This window comes from Clostridium sp. 7_2_43FAA (assembly GCF_000158375.2).
GTDB classification, from domain to species: Bacteria; Bacillota; Clostridia; order Clostridiales; family Clostridiaceae; genus Clostridium; species Clostridium tertium.
On record NZ_JH815222.1, the window covers coordinates 1889124 to 1908764 of the forward strand.

General features: G+C 26.3%; 17 protein-coding genes, 1 pseudogene and 1 other annotated feature. Of the genes and pseudogenes, 8 read left to right on the forward strand and 10 right to left on the reverse strand.

Annotated elements, in window-relative coordinates:
• Positions 1-169 precede the first annotated feature (169 nt).
• A complete protein-coding gene (gene glyA, locus CSBG_RS10530; RefSeq protein ID WP_008679349.1) occupies positions 170-1405 on the reverse strand; it encodes a serine hydroxymethyltransferase in 1236 nt (411 codons plus the stop codon).
• Positions 1406-1623: 218 nt separating this feature from the next.
• Here glyA and CSBG_RS10535 point away from each other — a divergent pair, with 218 nt between their 5' ends.
• The gene (locus CSBG_RS10535) at positions 1624-2388 is read left to right on the forward strand and encodes a threonine/serine exporter family protein (protein ID WP_008679350.1); all 765 of its coding nucleotides are present in this window, start codon (positions 1624-1626) and stop codon (positions 2386-2388) included.
• 1 nt (position 2389) lies between these two features.
• Positions 2390-2866 (forward strand): threonine/serine exporter family protein, encoded by a 477-nt coding sequence (locus CSBG_RS10540; protein WP_008679351.1) that lies wholly within the window; start codon positions 2390-2392, stop codon positions 2864-2866.
• A gap of 37 nt (positions 2867-2903) precedes the next feature.
• On the opposite strand, the gene CSBG_RS10545 is transcribed toward CSBG_RS10540, so the two are convergent.
• From CSBG_RS10545 to CSBG_RS10555, 3 genes are all read right to left on the reverse strand, one after another.
• On the reverse strand, positions 2904-3092 hold the full coding sequence (locus tag CSBG_RS10545) for a ferredoxin (protein ID WP_008679353.1): 189 nt from the start codon (positions 3090-3092) through the stop codon (positions 2904-2906).
• A gap of 157 nt (positions 3093-3249) precedes the next feature.
• Positions 3250-4263 carry an aspartate--ammonia ligase gene (asnA, locus tag CSBG_RS10550; protein ID WP_008679354.1) on the reverse strand — a complete coding sequence of 338 codons (1014 nt, stop codon included), beginning with the start codon at positions 4261-4263 and terminating at the stop codon, positions 3250-3252.
• Between the two features lie 105 nt (positions 4264-4368).
• Positions 4369-4628 (reverse strand) — a binding site (T-box leader).
• A gap of 71 nt (positions 4629-4699) precedes the next feature.
• A complete protein-coding gene (locus CSBG_RS10555) occupies positions 4700-4972 on the reverse strand; it encodes a metal-sensitive transcriptional regulator (protein WP_008679356.1) in 273 nt (90 codons plus the stop codon).
• A gap of 367 nt (positions 4973-5339) precedes the next feature.
• Here CSBG_RS10555 and CSBG_RS10560 point away from each other — a divergent pair, with 367 nt between their 5' ends.
• Positions 5340-6716, forward strand: a complete 1377-nt coding sequence (locus tag CSBG_RS10560) for an aldehyde dehydrogenase (RefSeq protein WP_008679358.1) — start codon at positions 5340-5342, stop codon at positions 6714-6716.
• Between the two features lie 107 nt (positions 6717-6823).
• Entirely contained in the window at positions 6824-7990 is a 1167-nt protein-coding gene (locus tag CSBG_RS10565; RefSeq protein WP_008679360.1) for an iron-containing alcohol dehydrogenase, read from the forward strand.
• Positions 7991-8048: 58 nt separating this feature from the next.
• On the opposite strand, the gene recQ is transcribed toward CSBG_RS10565, so the two are convergent.
• The 5 genes from recQ to CSBG_RS10590 all read right to left on the reverse strand — a co-directional run bounded on the left by recQ (position 8049) and on the right by CSBG_RS10590 (position 14377).
• Entirely contained in the window at positions 8049-10481 is a 2433-nt protein-coding gene (gene recQ / locus CSBG_RS10570) for a DNA helicase RecQ (RefSeq protein ID WP_008679361.1), read from the reverse strand.
• Positions 10482-10691: 210 nt separating this feature from the next.
• Entirely contained in the window at positions 10692-11378 is a 687-nt protein-coding gene (locus CSBG_RS10575) for a TIGR01906 family membrane protein (RefSeq protein ID WP_008679363.1), read from the reverse strand.
• A gap of 272 nt (positions 11379-11650) precedes the next feature.
• Complete coding sequence (locus CSBG_RS10580; RefSeq protein ID WP_008679365.1) at positions 11651-12001, reverse strand: DUF1540 domain-containing protein; 351 nt, start codon at positions 11999-12001, stop codon at positions 11651-11653.
• A gap of 79 nt (positions 12002-12080) precedes the next feature.
• Positions 12081-12845, reverse strand: coding sequence for an EFR1 family ferrodoxin (locus CSBG_RS10585; protein ID WP_141396848.1), 765 nt, complete (start codon positions 12843-12845; stop codon positions 12081-12083).
• Between the two features lie 200 nt (positions 12846-13045).
• The gene (locus CSBG_RS10590; RefSeq protein WP_008679368.1) at positions 13046-14377 is read right to left on the reverse strand and encodes an APC family permease; all 1332 of its coding nucleotides are present in this window, start codon (positions 14375-14377) and stop codon (positions 13046-13048) included.
• Positions 14378-15031: 654 nt separating this feature from the next.
• Between CSBG_RS10590 and CSBG_RS10595 the strand changes: the two are divergent.
• The 4 genes and pseudogenes from CSBG_RS10595 to CSBG_RS10610 all read left to right on the forward strand — a co-directional run bounded on the left by CSBG_RS10595 (position 15032) and on the right by CSBG_RS10610 (position 18485).
• Positions 15032-16317, forward strand: a pseudogene (locus CSBG_RS10595) (ABC transporter substrate-binding protein).
• Between the two features lie 86 nt (positions 16318-16403).
• Positions 16404-17270: a sugar ABC transporter permease gene (locus CSBG_RS10600; protein ID WP_008679371.1), complete on the forward strand. Its 867-nt coding sequence runs from the start codon at positions 16404-16406 to the stop codon at positions 17268-17270.
• Positions 17270-18145: a carbohydrate ABC transporter permease gene (locus CSBG_RS10605; RefSeq protein ID WP_008679374.1), complete on the forward strand. Its 876-nt coding sequence runs from the start codon at positions 17270-17272 to the stop codon at positions 18143-18145. Before CSBG_RS10600 ends, CSBG_RS10605 begins: the two co-directional genes overlap by 1 nt.
• A 76-nt stretch (positions 18146-18221) precedes the next feature.
• On the forward strand, positions 18222-18485 hold the full coding sequence (locus CSBG_RS10610) for a DUF1294 domain-containing protein (RefSeq protein ID WP_008679376.1): 264 nt from the start codon (positions 18222-18224) through the stop codon (positions 18483-18485).
• Between the two features lie 31 nt (positions 18486-18516).
• Here CSBG_RS10610 and CSBG_RS10615 read toward each other — a convergent pair whose 3' ends face one another.
• Positions 18517-19473 carry a GNAT family N-acetyltransferase gene (locus CSBG_RS10615; RefSeq protein WP_008679378.1) on the reverse strand — a complete coding sequence of 319 codons (957 nt, stop codon included), beginning with the start codon at positions 19471-19473 and terminating at the stop codon, positions 18517-18519.
• Between the last annotated feature and the right edge of the window lie 168 nt (positions 19474-19641).

Below are 19641 nucleotides of genomic sequence, written 5' to 3' on the forward strand. Positions count from 1 at the left end.
TTTCTATAAGTATCGTCATATTTTTATCAAGCTTTACAACCTATCTGTTAATAAATAAAAAATAGTAGAAATATGTAATAAACTGCTTCATCAGAATAAAATCATCTTTCTACTATTTATAGTTTTTTTATTTATTTTATAATTTAGTCTATACTATATATAAATTTTATTAGTTATATAATGGATGCCTTTCACATAAAGCTTTAACTCTTGATTTTAATAATTCTAAATCATGATCTTTTTTAGAAATTGCATCATTTATAATAGCTGCCACTTCTTTCATATCTTCTTCATTAAATCCTCTTGTTGTTACAGCTGGAGTACCTATTCTAATTCCAGATGTTACAAATGGACTTTTAGTTTCATTTGGTACAGTATTTTTATTTACTGTTATTCCTATACTATCTAAAAGTATTTCTGCATCTTTTCCTGTAACATCTTTATTAGTTAAATCAACAAGTATTAAATGATTATCTGTTCCACCTGAAACTATTTTAAAATCATATTTAGTTAATTCATTAGCTAATGTACTGCAATTATTAACTACACTTTTTATATATTCTTTATAACTTGGGTCTAGTGCTTCTTTAAAACATACTGCTTTTGCTGCTATAGTATGTATAAGTGGGCCTCCTTGTATTCCTGGGAATATGGTTTTATCTATTTGCTTTGCATATTTTTCTTTACAAAGAATTAATCCACCTCTTGGTCCTCTTAATGTTTTATGTGTTGTTGATGTTACAAAATCGGCATATGGCACTGGAGATGGATGTACTCCTGCTGCAACAAGCCCTGCAATATGAGCCATATCTACCATGAATAAAGCTCCTACCTCATCACATATATCCTTAAAAGCTTTAAAATCAATTATTCTTGCATATGCACTTGCACCTGCTACAATAAGTTTTGGCTTATGCTTAAGAGCTAATTCTCTAACTATATTATAATCAATAGTTTCAGTTTCCTTATCAACACCATAGGAAACAAAATTAAATAGCTTTCCTGAGAAATTTACTGGTGAACCATGAGTTAAATGTCCTCCATGACTTAAATCCATTCCTAAAACTGTATCACCTGGTTCTAGTGCTGATAAATAAACAGCCATGTTTGCTTGTGAACCTGAATGTGGTTGAACATTTGCATGCTCAGCACCAAATAGTTCTTTTGCTCTTTCTCTTGCTATATCTTCTACTTCATCAACTACGTGACATCCACCATAATATCTTTTATTTGGGTATCCTTCTGCATATTTGTTTGTAAGGAATGATCCCATAGCTTCCATTACTGCTTTTGAAGCAAAATTTTCTGATGCAATTAGTTCAATTCCATCTTGTTGCCTTTTTAGTTCTTTTTCTATTAATTCATAAATTGCTTTATCTTCTTTTGAAATGTTTTCAAAATTCATTTAATCACCCCAAATCCTTTTTTACTAAATTATAAATATAATTTAAATAATAATCAATTAATATTTCTAAATTATTCTTGTTTTTTTATAAATTTATAAATTAATTCATTAATAATATTATATATATTATTAATTCTGTAAATTAGTATATACTATGTATAATGCTATTATGTTATAATACTTTAAGAAAATTTTTAGGTTTATAAGGAGCATACAATATGGATATGAATGAAATACTTCACGTTGCAACTTTCGCAGGAAAAATAATGCTTGAGTCTGGTGGGGAAACATATAGATCTGAAGAAATAATATGGAGAATTTGTAAAATCTATGGAGTAGAGGATGCAGAAAGCTTTGTTACTACAACTGGTATTATGGTTTCTGTATGTCATGAAGGAAAAACCTATTCATTAATTAGAAGAGTTTCAACAAGGACTATTGATTTAAATAAAGTTGATAAAGTAAATGATTTGTCTAGAAATATTATAAGCAGAGGATTATCTGTATCTGAACTAAAAACTCAACTCCAAATAATAAATAGTGGAGAAAGATATAATGATAAAACAGCTATATTAATTTCTGCATTAGGTGCATTTTGCTTTGTGTTTCTTTTTGGTGGAAAAATAAAAGAAGCTATTGCTGCTTTTTTTATTGGACTTATTATAAAGTCAGTATCTATAAAATTTTCTAGCCTTGAAATAAATCAATTTTTTATAAATAGTATTTCAGCAGGAATTGCTGCTATAATGGCTATTTTATTTTTAAAGTTAGGATTTATAAATGACATAGACAAGACTATAATTGGTTCCATAATGCTATTAGTTCCCGGTCTTGCTATTACAAATGCAATAAGAGATACAATATCCGGCGATTTGCTTGCAGGTCTTACTAGAGCTGCTGAGGCTTTTTTAGTTGCAATTTCAATAGCTGTAGGTACTGGTGCTGTACTTAGTTTTTGGATTTCTACTTTTGGAGGATTATAATATGCTAATACAATCATTATTTGCATTTTTTTCTACACTCGGTTTTGGTATATTATTTAATATAAAGGGGCAAAAATTATTTTATGCTGCTTTAGGTGGTGGATTAAGTTGGTTCACAAGTTTATATTGTGAAAGTTTAGGCTTTAATACAACTTCATCATTTTTTATTTCAGCAATTATTTTTAGTATTTACTCAGAAGTTCTTGCAAGAGTATTAAAAACTCCTGTTACAACGCTTATAATTTGTGCCTTAATTCCATTAGTTCCTGGTGGAGGAATGTATTATACAATGTATGAAGCTATAAATGGAGACATAATGAAATCTTTAGAAATAGGATTAACTACATTAGCAAATGCTGGTTCACTTTCTCTTGGAGTTATATTTGTATCGACAGTTACTAGACTTTTAATGTCTGCTAGAAAGAAGAGAGAATTTAGAGAATTAGAAAGACGTGCAAAAAGAAAATTTAAAAAATAAAGCCATACACTTTATTATTCAGTGTATGGCTTTTAAATTATTCTTCTATTGAAATAGCTGTTACTGGACAGCTTTCACAAGCTTCTCTTGTTGCATCTTCCAATTCTGCTGCAACAGTTCCTTCTATAGCAACTGAAACTCCTGTTTCTAATGAAAATACCTCTGGACAGACTCCTTCGCAAAGTCCACAAGATATACATGTATTTTCGTCAACAAATGCCTTCATGCAATTCGCCTCCTTTATTCACATTACCTTAAACCTTCAAAAGTTAATGTGTATTTATAAGTTAATATATCATAATTATAAATAATTATTTTTATTTGTCAATATTATTTAAAAGTTACTATTAGTAATAGATATTGATTATTCTTTATTTAATAGATTATAATAAGTTTATGTCGTTTTCTCTACATACTTTTAAATTTTTTTCATCCCATGTACTTGCTTGTACTTCTCCTATATGTGCTTTATTTAGTAAATACATACAAATTCTAGATTGTCCTATTCCTCCCCCTATTGTATAAGGTAATTCTCCACTTAATAGCATCCTGTGAAAATCTAAACTTCTTCTGTCATCATTTCCAGAAACTTTAAGTTGATAATCTAATGCTTTTTCATCTACTCTTATTCCCATTGAAGATAGCTCTACAGCCCTATCTAAAAGTGGATACCAAAATAATATATCTCCATTTAAGTTCCAATCATCATAGTCTGGACTTCTTCCATCATGCTTTTCTCCAGATTTTAAAACCCCTCCAACTTTCATTAAAAATACAGCTTTATGTTCTTTACATATAGCATCTTCTCTTTCTTTTGGAGTGTATTCTGGATACTTGTCTTCTAACTCTTGAGTAGTTATAAAAAATATTTCTTCTGGTAATTTATCTTCACTCTCTATTAGATCTTTATGAACATACTTTTCAGTTTCCTTAAAAACATCATAAATACATCTTACTACTTCCTTTAGCTTTTCTTCAGTTCTATCTTTTTTATCTATAACTTTTTCCCAATCCCATTGGTCTACATAAATAGAATGTAAATTATCTAGTTCTTCATCTCTTCTTATTGCATTCATATCAGTATATAATCCTTCCGATACTTTGAATCCATATCTATGAAGACTTAGTCTCTTCCATTTAGCTAATGAATGAACTATTTCCACATCCTTTCCAGTTGCTAATACATCAAACTTTACTGGTCTTTCTACTCCATTTAGATTATCATTAACACCACTTTGTGCATCAACAAATAATGGCGCTGAAACTCTTGTTAAGTTTAAGTTTTCTGCTAGTTTTTTTTCAAAGAAGTCTTTTATTTTTTTAATATGAACCTCTGTTTCAATCAATGTTGTGCTACTTTTGTAACCTTCTGGTATTATTATTCCTTCTACTTTCATTTTAAACTTCCCCCTTTAAATAAATAATTAATTAAATTTAAATAATCAAATCCCCACGAGTAAAACAGTTTTATTACAATAAAAAAAGCCCTCATCCTTTATATATAAAAGGATGAAAGCTATAATTCCATGTTGCCACCTTAATTCACTATTACTTCACAATAATAGACTCTTCAAGTACATAAGTAAAACTTAGATACTCTAGCACTATAACGGGCGCAACCCGGTTACCGCCTACTAGGTGTTATCTTTCGGGGCACGGCTCAGAGATGTTATTCAAATTAACTTTCTTATTCTACTCACAGCTAATGTAGAACTCTCTGAAAAGATACATCAATTTTACTTCTTCTCATCATAGCCTATAATTCAATTATTTATAAAAAATATTATCACTTTATTAATAGTTTGTAAATAGTTAATTAAGATTTTTTAAATATTATTTTACAAATGTATTTATAGTTTTTATTAATTGCTTTAAAGTATCTTGCTCGCATGACCCTTCTTCAATACCTAAGCAATTATTTGCATAATACTCAATAGTTAGTCCACCTACTCTGTTTATTGCTGATCTAATTGCTGATATTTGCACTAATATATCAGAGCAGCACACATTTTTCTCCATCATTCCTTGAATTCCTTTTACTTGTCCTTCAATTCTTTTCAATCTATTTACTATATCTTTTCTTAGCTTTTCATTTTCCTCTTCCATACTTAAAACCTCCATAATACTATACCTCTATAGGGTATATATATTTTAACATTTATACATCTATCTTTCAATTAAGAAAATGCATAATTACTAATTATATATTATTAACTAATCAATATAACAAGTTAAATGAAACTTCAAATTTTAAATATATCTTACTTAATTTTATATAAATTATTATTATTTATACATTCCAATTAATTCAAAATTTTTACTATAAACTTTATATTTTTTTATTTAAAATATAACTATATTACTATTTTTAAAGATAATTTAATTTATTATTATTTTAAGTGCTATAATAAGCTTATATATAAATATTATTATGTAGATTTTGATTTTTATGTGATAAATCATGGAGGTTCTTATGGAGAATATTTTAAATATATTTAATAGTCAAAAAGAGTTTTTTTATTCTAATAAAACAAAAGATATTAACTATAGAATTAATAATTTAAAAAAACTTAAAAATTTAATAAAAGAAAATGAACAAGATATAATGGATGCCTTATATAAAGATTTAAGAAAATCAAATTTTGAAAGTTATGCTACTGAAATTGGAATAGTTTATGATGAATTAAATCTTCATATAAAAAATTTAAGGAAATGGTCTAAAAGAGAAAAAAGAAAAAGTCCTATTGTTCACTTTCCTGCTAAAAGTTACATTTATAAAGATCCTTATGGGGTAACTTTAATAATAGGTCCTTTTAACTATCCATTTCAATTAGTTATTGCTCCATTAATAGGTGCTATATCTGCTGGAAACTGTGCTATTATTAAGCCTTCAGAAAGCACTCAAAATATAGCTTTACTACTTGAAAAAATAATAAACGAAAATTTCAAAGAAAATTATATAAGAGTTGTTAATCCTTTAGGTGGAAAGGATACTGTTTCCTATTTACTAGATTTAAAATTTGATTACATTTTCTTTACTGGAAGTGTTAGAGTTGGAAAAATAATTATGGAAAAGGCATCAAAAAATCTTATTCCAGTTACTTTAGAGCTTGGAGGAAAAAGCCCTTGTATAGTAGATAATTCGGCTAAACTAGGTTTGGCTGCCAAAAGGATAGTTTGGGGTAAATTTTTAAATGCTGGTCAAACCTGCGTTGCTCCAGATTATATATTAGTTCAAAAAGATATTAAAGAAAAATTATTAAAAGAATTAAAAAAAGAATTATTACTACAATTTGGATCTGATATAAAATCTAGTTCTGATTTTCCTCGCATAGTAAACAAACATTCATTATTAAGATTAAAAAACTATTTAAATGATGGTGAAATATATTTTGGAGGATCCGTTGACGAAAAAGATCTATATTTGGAACCAACTATTTTAACAAATATCAAAGAAAATAGCTTAATCATGGAAGAAGAAATTTTTGGTCCTATTCTTCCTATTTTAGAATATTCAAGTTTAGATGAAGCTTTAACTTATGTAATAAATAAAGATAAGCCTCTTGCATTATATTATTTTTCTGAGGATTCTACTTCAATAGAAAAAGTATTAAATTCAACTACATCTGGTGGAGTTACAATAAATGATACTATAATCCATGTTGCATCTTCATATTTACCTTTTGGAGGCGTTGGTCCAAGTGGTATGGGGGCATATCATGGTAAAGCAAGCTTTGATGTATTCACTCATAAAAAATCCGTAATTAAAAGAGGGACTTTCATTGAGTTTCCAATTAAATTTGCACCATATAATAATAAAATTAATTTATTAAAGAAAGTTATGAAATAACTATTCATATGTAAATTATATTTTATGTAATTTACGCCACTTGAAACCTTTTCACTATTGGAGTATTATGTATTTATATTTTAATATTTAAATATAAGGAGGACTTTATGAGGAATTTTAATTATAAAAATGGTACTGAAATCATTTTTGGAAAAGATACTGAAAATAATGTTGGTGCAGAGGTAAAAAAATATGCCAATAAAATATTACTTCACTTTGGTGGTGGAAGTATAAAATCCACTGGATTATATGATAAAGTTATAAATTCATTAAAGAAAGAAAACATAGAAGTAATCGAACTTTCTGGAGTTAAACCTAATCCAAGAGTATCACTTGTAAGAGAAGGTATAGAGCTTTGCAGAAAAAATGATATAGATTTTATATTAGCTGTTGGTGGAGGAAGCGTTATTGATTCATCTAAAGCAATAGCTGCTGGTGTAAATTATGATGGAGATGTTTGGGACTTATTTTTAGGTACACCTATCAATCATAAATGTCTACAAGTCGCAACTATATTAACAATACCTGCTGCTGGTAGTGAAACAAGCTCTGGTTGTGTTATAACAAATGAAGATGGATTATATAAAAGAAGTACTGGACACCCTACACTAAGACCTGTATTTTCAATTTTAAATCCAGAACTTACATTTACTTTACCTAAATATCAAACTTCTTGCGGTATTGCAGATATGTTTGCTCATATACTTGAAAGATACTTTACTAATGAGCAATATGTAGATTTAACTGATAGATTATGTGAAGGTGCCTTAAAAGCAATAATAAATAATGCATTAAGATTGAATATAAATCCTAATGACTATAATGCTAGAGCAGAAATCATGCTATCTGGTATGGTAGCTCACAATGATTCTTTAAGCATGGGTAGAATTGGAGATTGGGCAACACATGATATAGAACATGAATTAAGTGGAATATATGATATTGCTCATGGTGCTGGACTTGCTATTATATTCCCAGCTTGGATGAAATACGTTTATAAGCATGATATAAATAGATTTGCTCAATTTGCAAATAGAGTTTTTGATATTGATATAAATATGAATAATCCTGAAGAAACAGCTCTTCGTGGTATTGAAGCTTTAGAAAACTTCTTTACTAAAATTGAGCTTCCAACTAGATTAAGTCATGTAAATATTAATGATAAACATATAGATGAAATGGCAAGAAAATTAGTTGCCCATTGCGATCACGTAGGAAACTTTGTAGAAATACGTTATCCTGAAGCTTTAGAAATTTTAAAATTAGCTCTTTAATCTACAAATATGAAACAGGTGTTACTTTTAAGTAACACCTGTTTTGTTCTAATTTTACCTAGGATACTTTAAAATACTCCTCTAATATTACCGCTCTTATTGACTCATATTTTATATTATCAGGTAAATACTTTTTCAAAATACTAACCTTTTCATACCCATTTACCTCACAAGCTTTTAATATCTTTTCTTTATCATCATGATTATAATATTTATTTAAATTTAAACTAATAGAAAACTCTCCATTTTCCTTTATATAGTCTGTTACATATCCTAATATTGTAGAAATAGATACTTCAATATTTTCTGAAATTAAATCTAAATTAACTCCATCTTTTATCATATCTATAGCTATTTCTTCATTTGATCTCTTTTCTCCATCAATTATTACTTTTCTTTTTCCTTTTTCTTCGAAAACTATATTTAAGTCTTTTTCTACTACAAACCTTCTGACTTCTTCTATTATTTCATCTCCATACTTTGTTATCTTCTTTGGTCCTATTCCAGATATATCTTTTAACTCCTCTAAATTCAAAGGGAACCTTCCGCTTATTTCCTTCAAAGTATTTAAAGATAAAATAGCTTGTGGAAGAGAATTTTCTTTATTAGCAAATTCTCGTCTGATTACTTTTAACCTTGATAATAACTCTTTATTACTTTCAACATTCAAATAAACTTCTTCATTTTTCTTCTTGTATTCATTATTTACTATTTTTATATTATTTTCATCAACATAATCTTTTATTGTATTAATAAATATTTCTCCATATTTATTTAGTTTTACTTCTCCAACTCCACTAATATTCATAAGTTCTTCTAAATTAAGTGGATATTTAGTACTCATTTCTCTTAGTGTATTATCACCAAATATAATATAAGGAGGAACCCCTTCTTCATTTGCAATATTAAATCTAAGTTCTCTTAAAATTTCAAATAATGTATTATTATCATTTGAAGTACTCTTAATTTTAACTTCCTTGAATTGAACATTTTCCTCCCCCTTAATAACTTTAATTGATTTATTATTAAGCTTTATAACTGGATATGTCCCCTCTACATAATCTATATATCCATGAGAAATTAAAGTATTTATAAAAACCTTAAGCTCATCACTAGAATAGTCTTTCATTATTCCATAAGTTGATAGTTCATTAAATTTTGCATTAATAACCTTACTGTTTTTAGAGCCCCTTAAAACGTCTACTACCATTGCAACTCCAAAGGATTTTTTCATTCTGTAAATACATGATAATACCTTTTGTGCATCTATAGTTTTATCTACTAATTCACCTTCACTTAAGCAATTACTACAGTTATTACAATTTTCATGAACATCTTCACCAAAATAATTTAAAATATACTTTCTATAACAATCATTACTATAAATTAAATCTACCATTTGCTTAAGTTTAAAATATTGATTATTTTTTCTCTCTATATTTTCAGTGCTAACTTCTATTAGATATTTTTGTGTATGGATATCACTTGGAGAAAATAATAATATACATTCACTTTTTTCTCCATCTCTCCCTGCTCTACCTATTTCTTGATAATATCCTTCTATATTTTTAGGCATGTTATAGTGAATTACAAATCTAATATTAGGCTTATCTATTCCCATACCAAAAGCATTTGTAGCAACCATTATATTAATTTTATCTTTTATAAAATCTTCTTGATTTTCTTTTCTTAACTCATCATTTAGCCCTGCATGATATCTACCAGCTTTATATCCATTGGAAGTTAATAGTTCATAAATATAATCAACTTCTTTTCTTGTTGCTGCATATATTATTCCTGAGCTATCTCTATTTTCTTCTATATATTTTAATATATAACTCTTTTTGTCATTTCCTTTTTCTATATTGATAAATAAGTTTTCTCTATCAAATCCAGTTACAAATAAACTTGGGTCTCTAAGTCCAAGTAAATTTATTATATCCCCTTTTACTTCTTCTGTTGCTGTAGCAGTAAAAGCTGTTACAATTGGCCTTATATTAAGCATTTCAATAAAGTTTTTTATTCTTCTATAACTTGATCTAAAATCATGTCCCCATTGAGATACACAATGCGCTTCATCTATTGCAATTTGACTTATCCTACATTCCGTTATAGCCATAATAAACTCATATGATTCTAATCTTTCTGGAGCTACATATACTATTTTGTATTTATTTTCTTTAACATTAGTTATTATTTCTTCAAACTCTTTAGAGGTTAATGAACTGTTTATATATGTAGATTCTATTCCCATCTCTTTTATTGCATCAACTTGATCCTTCATTAAAGATATAAGTGGAGATATTACTATAGTTACTCCATCTAATAATAATGCAGGTATTTGATAGCAAATTGATTTTCCTCCACCAGTTGGCATTATAGCTAATACATCATTTCCACTTAAAATACTATTTATAATATTTTCTTGCCCTCTTCTAAAGCTTTTATATCCATAATATTTTTCTAATATTTCTAAACCTCTATTTTTCATATAAAACACTCCTTAAAACTATCTACCATTTATTTAACTATTATAATTATCAACACAAACATACGTTCTTAATCATATTTAATAATTAAATAAGTTATCTGCAAATCTTAAAATTATATTTGCCAACTAATAATCTGTTTAATTAACGCTTATATTACATTTAACATTTATTATGACTTATATATTTAAAAGAAAAGTGAAGGGATTCCTTCACTCTTTCATAATAATTTCATTCTTACCTAATTTATTTTTATTCTTTTCCCTATAATAAAATATCTTGTAAAGAATTATAAATCCTAAAACAAATGCTATCACTATTATAGCATATAATTTAAATACCTCTTCTGGTAAGACGTCAATAATAGGATCTGTCTTTGAATCAAAGACCCAATAATCATTATTAAAAAATATCTTATGAAATACTACAAATGCCTTTGAAAAATTTATAAATATTGAAGCTAATAATACTGCAATTATGCTTATCAGTGTATTAGCCCCATAATTAAGAATCTTAAATAGGTTGAATTTTTTATTATATTTCCTTAAAATAAATTTAATTACTATAAATGCCAGTAATATGACTATAATAATTAAATAAATATTCAAAAATATTTTTTTAACTTCATAAAAATGAAATTCTCCATTAGTGCTCATTATAAAATTATTAAATTTCAACTTTTTTATAAATGGATTTTGTAAGTAATTTAATAATATATTATAATCATTCATTAATGCGTCTTTTGAAAGTTGTCCTAATCTTGTTAAATCATATTTATCTATCGAGTAGCTATAAATAACCCTTAAATTTAATGATATAATCACGCTTAATCCAATTGTAAATAAAGCTACCATTATTCCTTGAATAATCTTGGATATTGAAATTAACAACCTCTTCATTTTCTACCTCTTTTATTTCTAACATTATTAAATATTATTAATTAACAACATATTTTAGCTAAATAAAAATATATATTTTAACTTATATATATAATAACATAATAATTATTATTTTGAATATAAAAAATAAAGCAATCACTATATCCTCAAAATAATTGATTTTAGTTTCTTTGCAAATAATTTTTAATACTAAAAAAGATATAAGATAGTTCTAGTAATAATTTACACTAAACCTCTTATATCTATAATATTGTTTTAAACTTTAATTATTTTTAATTTGCTTTAAAAGATTCGCATCGTCCCTCCAGTTTACCATTTTCTTTAATGGAAGTTATCATAACATAGCTAGAACAGCATATTTTCTCTTTATTATAAAAACATTTTTCTGCACTACACTCAATATATGGAGTAAGTAAACTATCTTGAATTTTATCTAATCTATCTATATATAAATCTGTTTTTCCTATCATAAATACTCTTTTAGAAATTTTATATTTTTCAAATGTTATACAAGATGTTTTTAGTTCACCATCTATCTTATTGATGATTTTAATATTATCATTATCACATATTCCAAAAAAATTATGATTGCACTTCCTTACATTACATGCTAATCTGTTCATTTAATCATCCTTTCAACAAGAGATTTTGCTCTTATAGAAAGTTTTTGCATTATACCCTGTATTTATTCTCATATATCAATTAACTTATAATTAAATTTATATTTTCTTTGTATTGTGGATATTTTTTATTTTTATACAATATTGCATTTTTAGGACAGCAACTTATACATCTACAACACATAATACAATTATCTCTAAATTTAATATCACCTCCTATATATTCTATATTTCTTGTCGGACAAGCCTTAACACATAAATTGCATTTGTCACAACTCGAATTAACAGAAAACCTATATGAATTTTTATATAAATCTTTTGTTTTAAACTTATATAATCTTTTCATTATTGTTGCTTTAAAATTATTTATTTCTTCTTTACTATAATTTTCAATTAAAAAATTTGCAACTGCATCTTTTATTTTATTTGATGAACTTTGATAAATATTATCTAAATCTTTAACACTTTTATAATTTTTACTTATAATAAAACTATTTGGCATTTTAAAATTTTTAGTCATTATGACTTTAAAATTTTTTTCTAATAAACCTTTTTCTAATTCATCAAAGTACATTTTATTTTTATCCTTACCAGTGGTAAATATCATTGTTTTTACTTCTTTATCAGATGGACCTAAATTATCATCTATATACTCCATAAAGTTTTGAGGAATATATTCAAAATACTTAGGAAATCCAAGTATTAAATAATCGTATGAAAAGTTCTTAATATTTATCTTTTCTTCTATAGAATGAGTTTCTATATCACAACCATTTTTTATAAATTCTTCTTCTATTTTATTTGCAATAAATTTTGTATTTCCACTGCCACTAAAATATAAGATCATACCCTTCAATATAACCCTCTCCTTTTATCCCAGTTAAAATATAATTAGGCTACAATAATAAGCTTATGTTAATAATTATATATTATATGTAAAATATTGGAAACATTTTTAATTTTACATATTTATATATTATTCCTTCTTTTTCTTCAAAATAAGAAAAGATAGGACTTTTCCCTATCTTTTCTTACTATTTTCTTATGTTAAAGTACAACGTCATCTTTATTATATTTCCAAAATAAAATTGCTGATATTAAGATAATTCCACATATAAATGTGTATATAAAGAATAATGTATTTCCAATACTTCCAAATAAAATTATAAGCGATCCGATAGTTGCAAGAATAGGATTAACCTTTCCTTTCCATATTCCCTTAATCTCACCACTTAATCCCATTTTAAATACTTTAAAATATAATAATATGTATAATAAATAATTTATTGTAATAGATATTTCTGATATGTCACTATTAGGTAAATAATTATATTTTTGCGTTATATAATGAATAATTAAACAAATTAATGAAATTACCAAAGCTACTATTGAAGATATAATTGGCATACCTAATTTCTCATTAACTATTTTTATCTTATTTGATTTTGGAAACATTCCTCTTATAGCTAAAGAATATGGTAACCTAGTATGTCCCATTATTAATCCATTTACAGTACCCAATATAGATATAACTACAAATGTTAATATTATCTTAGCTCCCCATGCTCCAAATAATTTATTGGCAGCTAAGTCAACATGAGAATCTCCTAAACTCATAATTGTATCAGGTCCAATATACATGCTTATCCCAACAAAATATAATACATAAATAACTAATATAAATAAAGGAGCAATTACTAAAGCCTTTGGTAGATTCCTTTTAGAATCTTTAATTTCATGCCCAATAGAAGTTGATATAATCCATCCATCAAAAGAAAAGGCTATAGGTGCAATTGCAGCTATCCATGTTGCAGATTTCATATGTGTAATGTCGCTTGCTGATATTTCACTAGGATCCCCAAAGAAAACTCCTGCTAATGCTATTAATATTAGCGGTATAACTTTAATCACAGTTGAAGCATTTTGAAAATATCCTCCTAGTTTTGCAGATAAAATATTTAATATATATAGTACTATCATAACTATAAATCCAATGAATGTTTGAATTGCTAGTCCACCATCAATTCCAAATAACATACATATATATATCCCTGATACCCATGCAACTACAGCAATAAGTGTAGGATAATATAGGAATGTATGAAACCATCCAAATGCACAAGCAATAGACTTATTATATGAAAATTCAGCATAAGTTATTATCCCTCCTGCAGTTGATTCCCTTGATGCTAATTCTGAAATAGTTAAGCTTCCAAATATTATTCCCATAGCAGCAATAAAGAAAACAAGGACTCCTAAGCTTATACTTCCATTAGTTGCTACTAAAATATTATCACTTTTAAAAAATATCCCGGATCCTATTACAATTCCTACTATCATCCCTATGGCAGTGAATAAACCATATTCGTTTTTCTTCATATTTCCACCTCTTTTTCTTATATTTATTAATAATGACAAATAACTATGTCCAATATACCACAAAAAGGTAAAAATAAGAATAAAAATTTAGCAATATTCAAATATAATTCAAATATTAAACTCATTTTGTTAACATTAACTAACTTAATTTTATATATTTATTTTCTTAAATATATAAATATCTTTAAGAACCATATTATTTCTATTTTTATATAGTTTTTGAATATGACCTATTTTTAGTATAAATTAATAAACTAAGTATATTTTATAAAATTAATCAATTGTAAAATTATCCAAATTTAATATTTCATTTTTTCTCTTAATTCTCCAATATTTCACTACTAAATTTATAAAAATATTGACACTCTTTTCTCATTTATGTAGATGATATTTATAATTTTTTAAATATATTATTGATATCCTCAAAATATATTACTTTAAGGCTTATTTAATTTATATATCAAGAAGAAATTTATTTATATATATATTAATCTTATCTGTAGATAAAATATATTATTTAGTGCAGAAATCCAAATTTTACAATTTGTTAATATTTATATTGAATAATATTTTTATTAAATGTAATATGTTGGTAAGAAGTGCAATCGTTTGCTCTTTCAATTAATTTTAAAATATATATGGAGGGATTATAAAATGAAAAAAGTCTTAGCAACTGTTTTAACTACATCATTAATGGCTGGAATATTTGTTGGATGTTCTTCTAATTCTGGCAAAACAGAAAACGATACCAATAAAAGTGATGGAAATAAAGTAGTTAAAGTATTTCAACTTAAAGTTGAAATTAACGATGCTTTACAACAACTAGCAAAAAAATATGAAGAAGAAACCGGAGTTAAAGTTGAAGTCACTTCAGTAGGAGGTGGTGCTGACTATGGTGCAGCTTTAAAAGCTGAATTTCAAAAAGGTACTGATCCTGATATATTCATGATTCAAGGGGCTGGTGATTTAGAAGTATGGTCCCATAAAGTTGATGATTTATCTTCTGAAAAATGGATTTCTAATGCTGTTAAAGGTACATTAGATACAGTAACGAAAGATGGTAAAATCTATGGTATGCCAGTTGCAACTGAAGGTTATGGACTAATATATAATAAAGAAATTTTAGATAAGGCATCTATAGATCCAAAATCAATCGACACTTTCGATAAATTAAAAGCTGCTGTTGAAACATTAGATTCCAAGAAAGCTGATCTAGGCTTAGAAAATGTTATATCTTATACAACTAAGGAAACATGGGTAACTGGTAATCATACTTTTAATATTCCATTAGCAGTTCAAGAAAATCCTGCTCAATTCACTAAGGATTATACTGATGGGAAAGCTGATATTACAAATAATCAAGGTTTTAAAGATTGGATGAACCTTGTTGATTTACTTTGCAAATATAGTGGAGGAGCTACTTTAGATACTATAGATTATAGTACTCAAGTTGGTAACTTTGCTTTAGGTAAAACTGCCTTCTTACATCAAGGTAACTGGGTTGCTGGAGATTTAACTAAGCTTGAAGCAAATTTTGATATGGGCTTTATTCCACTAGCAATCAATAATGATACTAAAGTAAGTGGAAGCATTCCTGTTGGAGTACCAATGTACTGGACAGTTAATAAAGATTCTGCTGTAAATACTGAAGCTAAAGAATTCCTTGATTGGATGGTTACTAGTGAAACTGGTCAAAATCATTAATAGAAGATATGAAAATGATACCTGCATTTACTAATTTCAAAGTTGAAACTGATGATAAGTTAGCTAAATCAATAATTGAATATAATAATGCTGGAAAAATTCTTCCTTGGGCATTTACTAACCTTCCTGATGGATTTAGTATGGAAAAAATAGGACCTATTTTCTCAAAATATGCTAAAGGTGAAATAGATCAAACTAAGATGCTTGAAGAGATACAAGCCCTTACTAAAAAGTAAATCCATAATATTTTTCTTTGTCCGCAAGGGATTTTAATCCCTTGTGGATACTTATATTATGGCTAAATTTTATGGGAGATGATAATATGGCAAAAAAATGTAAATCTAATAAGGGATTTTGGCTTTTTGTAGGTCCCTCTTTATTTGCACTAACCATAGTAGTAATAATTCCTTTTTTGATAGGAATATATTATACATTTACTAATTGGAATGGTGCCAATCCTAATTATGATTTTGTAGGTTTCTCTAACTATAGTAATCTTTTTAAAGATACACAATTTATTTATTCCTTCAAAATTACAATAGTTTATACTATTGCAAGTGTTATCTCTATAAATTTAATAGGATTTGGACTAGCCTATTTTGTTACTAGAAATTTAAAGACTAAGAATTTTCTTAGAACTGGATTCTTTATGCCAAATTTAATTGGTGGACTTATTTTAGGATTTATATGGCAATTTTTATTCAATTCAGTTTTTACATCTCTTGGGGCTAAGCTTGGATCTGATTTTCTATCCATATCCCTTCTTCAAGAAAGAAATACTGCTATTTTAGCTATGCTTATAGTTTCTGCTTGGCAATATGCTGGATATATAATGGTTATTTATGTAGCTGCACTCGAAAATGTACCTACTGATTTAATTGAGGCAAGTCATATTGATGGTGCTAATGGACTACAAGCCTTTAAGCATATTACTTTACCAATGGTTGCTCCTTCAATAACAGTATGTTTATTTTTAACACTTGCTAATTCTTTTAAGCTTTTTGATTTAAACTTTTCTTTAACTCCCTTAAAAACCACTGAAATGCTTTCTTTAAATATATATAAAGAAGCTTTTGTATCAAATAGTATGGGAGTTGGTCAAGCCAAAGCTATAATATTCTTTATATTTGTTACAGCAATTTCCTTGACTCAAGTTTATTTTACTAAGAAAAAGGAGGTTGAAATGTAATGCAAATTAAAAGACAAAGCAAATTAAAAACATTAAATAGCTATAACTATAAACTAGGGATACTAGAAACCCTTGGTTGGTGCCTACTTATAATTTATATGGTTCCATTTTATCTTATGCTTATAAATTCCTTTAAAAGCCGAAGAGAAATATTTGATAATACTACTGGTTTACCTTCAAAATGGAATTTTAGTAACTATACAGATGCAATAGAAAGAATGAATATGAGTAGTGCTTTTATTAATTCGTTAATAATAACTGCATTAAGCATAATACTAATAGTTTTATTTTCCTCAATGGCTGCCTGGACTTTAGCTAGAACCAAAACTAAAACCAGTAAAGTGATATTTTACTTATTTGTTGCCGCAATGATAGTTCCTTTTCAAGCTGTGATGCTACCTCTAGTAAAATGGATGGGTATGATGCATATTGATGCTATAAACTTTAATATGCTTGGAACACATTATGGACTTATTTTTATGTATATAGGCTTTGGATCAAGTATGAGTATATTCTTATATCATGGATTTATAAATAATATTCCTTTAGAAGTTGAAGAAGCCGCTATAATAGATGGATGTAATAAATGGCAATTATACTATAAGATTGTATTTCCTCTTTTAAAGCCAATTACCGTAACTGTTATGGTTTTAAACGGTATATGGATATGGAACGACTTCTTGCTACCATTCCTAACTATAAATGGTAAAATAAACACTATTCCTCTTGCTATGAATAATTTCTTTGGTGCATTTTCTAAGCAATGGGAACTAGCCATGGCAGCATTAATTTTAGCCGTTATTCCAATAATTATTTTCTACTTCTTTGTTCAAAAGTATATAATTAAAGGAATCGTTCAAGGCTCAATTAAATAATTAACTTTATTTCCTAAAATAAGCTTTATAGTTTATACTTAGCATATATACTATAAAACTTATAAAGGAGATTTCTATGGAAAAAATTATTATTTATTATCTTTTTATTATTAATATTATAGCTTTTACAATAGTTTATATAGACAAGCAAAAAGCTATAAAAAAACAATGGAGAATTAGAGAATCTACTATTATTTTCATTTCCTTAATTGGTGGAAGTATAGGAACTTATTTAGGCATGTATTTTTTTAGGCACAAAACAAAACATCTTAAGTTCACCTTAGGAATACCAATAATAATTTTAATACAGCTCTCAACTTATCTAATTATAAAAAAATAGAAATGGATAATTTATAATAAATTATCCATTTCTATTTTAAACTATCTTTAAAATCACTCATTTGAATACACCAATTTTTATAATCATTAATTTTATTATCCAAACAATTTATTTTCTTTAGTGTAAAGTATGTTACAGGTATATCATTTTTAAAACCTAATTCTTCTAAAACTCTGTGATTTTTATTATAAATAGAACAACATAGTTCTATATTTTTAATTTCATCTTCTATACTATCTCTAAATAATTTGCATAATAAAATTTTAGTGTATTCTTTATCTATTGAATTCAATTCTAATATTTCAATTTTATTTTTATCTTTTTTTAATACAAGTGATGCTAATACTAATTTATTTTTACTAACGACATAATTATTATATTTCTCTATAGGATTTTCTCTAAATATCCATTTTAAATAATTTACATCCTTATAAATTTTGATTTTGCTAGTATTATTTTTTAATAGTAATGAATAATTAAACTTATAATCATTATCTACATCTACTTTTTGAATATCACATCTATTTATATGGTAAATATCCTTATCCTTAATTTCTAGCTTAAGTGTTGGCATTTCATATATATCCTCAAATCCAAATTTCTTCACTAAATTATAATGATATATTTCATTTGGGAATGCTAATAATAAGCTATAATTTCTTTCTTTTAGCTTTTCATAGACTTTTATTGCAAGTTCAAAAGACAATCCATTATTTCGAAAATTAGGTTTAACTAATATCGGCATAGATATTCCTGCTTTAATTATTTCATTATCTACTACTATATTAATAGGTAAAACTGAATAACTTGCAACTATTTTATTATCTTCCCTTGCAATACAAAGAACAAAATCATCTATTGGATTATTTAAATATCTCCATAAAAAATATTCTGTACTTAGATCTTTATTAAGGCACACTTTATATAAGCTTTTTAATTCATCTACTATTTTATTAAAGTCTTGTTTATCTATAAATTCTAATTTCATAATTACACCTGCTAGTTTTTCTTTTAATAAAATATATGAATCTTAAATTAATTACGTTCTATAAAAAAACTAACATATATAATTTTTATTATTTTATCGCTATCTTAATATTAAAGTAAATTTACACTCGCTTGAAATCTAAAGTAATATAATTGTAAAAGCTATACA

What these genes read in the sequence shown, in the direction of transcription:
- CSBG_RS10560 (WP_008679358.1), top strand. Translation starts at nt 5,340, where the DNA reads ATGGAGAATATTTTAAATATATTTAATAGTCAAAAAGAGTTTTTTTAT.
- CSBG_RS10610 (WP_008679376.1), top strand. Translation starts at nt 18,222, where the DNA reads ATGGAAAAAATTATTATTTATTATCTTTTTATTATTAATATTATAGCT.
- CSBG_RS10605 (WP_008679374.1), top strand. Translation starts at nt 17,270, where the DNA reads ATGCAAATTAAAAGACAAAGCAAATTAAAAACATTAAATAGCTATAAC.
- CSBG_RS10585 (WP_141396848.1), bottom strand. Translation starts at nt 12,845, where the DNA reads ATGATCTTATATTTTAGTGGCAGTGGAAATACAAAATTTATTGCAAAT.
- CSBG_RS10590 (WP_008679368.1), bottom strand. Translation starts at nt 14,377, where the DNA reads ATGAAGAAAAACGAATATGGTTTATTCACTGCCATAGGGATGATAGTA.
- glyA (WP_008679349.1), bottom strand. Translation starts at nt 1,405, where the DNA reads ATGAATTTTGAAAACATTTCAAAAGAAGATAAAGCAATTTATGAATTA.
- recQ (WP_008679361.1), bottom strand. Translation starts at nt 10,481, where the DNA reads ATGAAAAATAGAGGTTTAGAAATATTAGAAAAATATTATGGATATAAA.
- CSBG_RS10565 (WP_008679360.1), top strand. Translation starts at nt 6,824, where the DNA reads ATGAGGAATTTTAATTATAAAAATGGTACTGAAATCATTTTTGGAAAA.
- CSBG_RS10545 (WP_008679353.1), bottom strand. Translation starts at nt 3,092, where the DNA reads ATGAAGGCATTTGTTGACGAAAATACATGTATATCTTGTGGACTTTGC.
- CSBG_RS10555 (WP_008679356.1), bottom strand. Translation starts at nt 4,972, where the DNA reads ATGGAAGAGGAAAATGAAAAGCTAAGAAAAGATATAGTAAATAGATTG.
- CSBG_RS10580 (WP_008679365.1), bottom strand. Translation starts at nt 12,001, where the DNA reads ATGAACAGATTAGCATGTAATGTAAGGAAGTGCAATCATAATTTTTTT.
- CSBG_RS10600 (WP_008679371.1), top strand. Translation starts at nt 16,404, where the DNA reads ATGGCAAAAAAATGTAAATCTAATAAGGGATTTTGGCTTTTTGTAGGT.
- CSBG_RS10535 (WP_008679350.1), top strand. Translation starts at nt 1,624, where the DNA reads ATGGATATGAATGAAATACTTCACGTTGCAACTTTCGCAGGAAAAATA.
- CSBG_RS10540 (WP_008679351.1), top strand. Translation starts at nt 2,390, where the DNA reads ATGCTAATACAATCATTATTTGCATTTTTTTCTACACTCGGTTTTGGT.
- CSBG_RS10575 (WP_008679363.1), bottom strand. Translation starts at nt 11,378, where the DNA reads ATGAAGAGGTTGTTAATTTCAATATCCAAGATTATTCAAGGAATAATG.
- asnA (WP_008679354.1), bottom strand. Translation starts at nt 4,263, where the DNA reads ATGAAAGTAGAAGGAATAATAATACCAGAAGGTTACAAAAGTAGCACA.
- CSBG_RS10615 (WP_008679378.1), bottom strand. Translation starts at nt 19,473, where the DNA reads ATGAAATTAGAATTTATAGATAAACAAGACTTTAATAAAATAGTAGAT.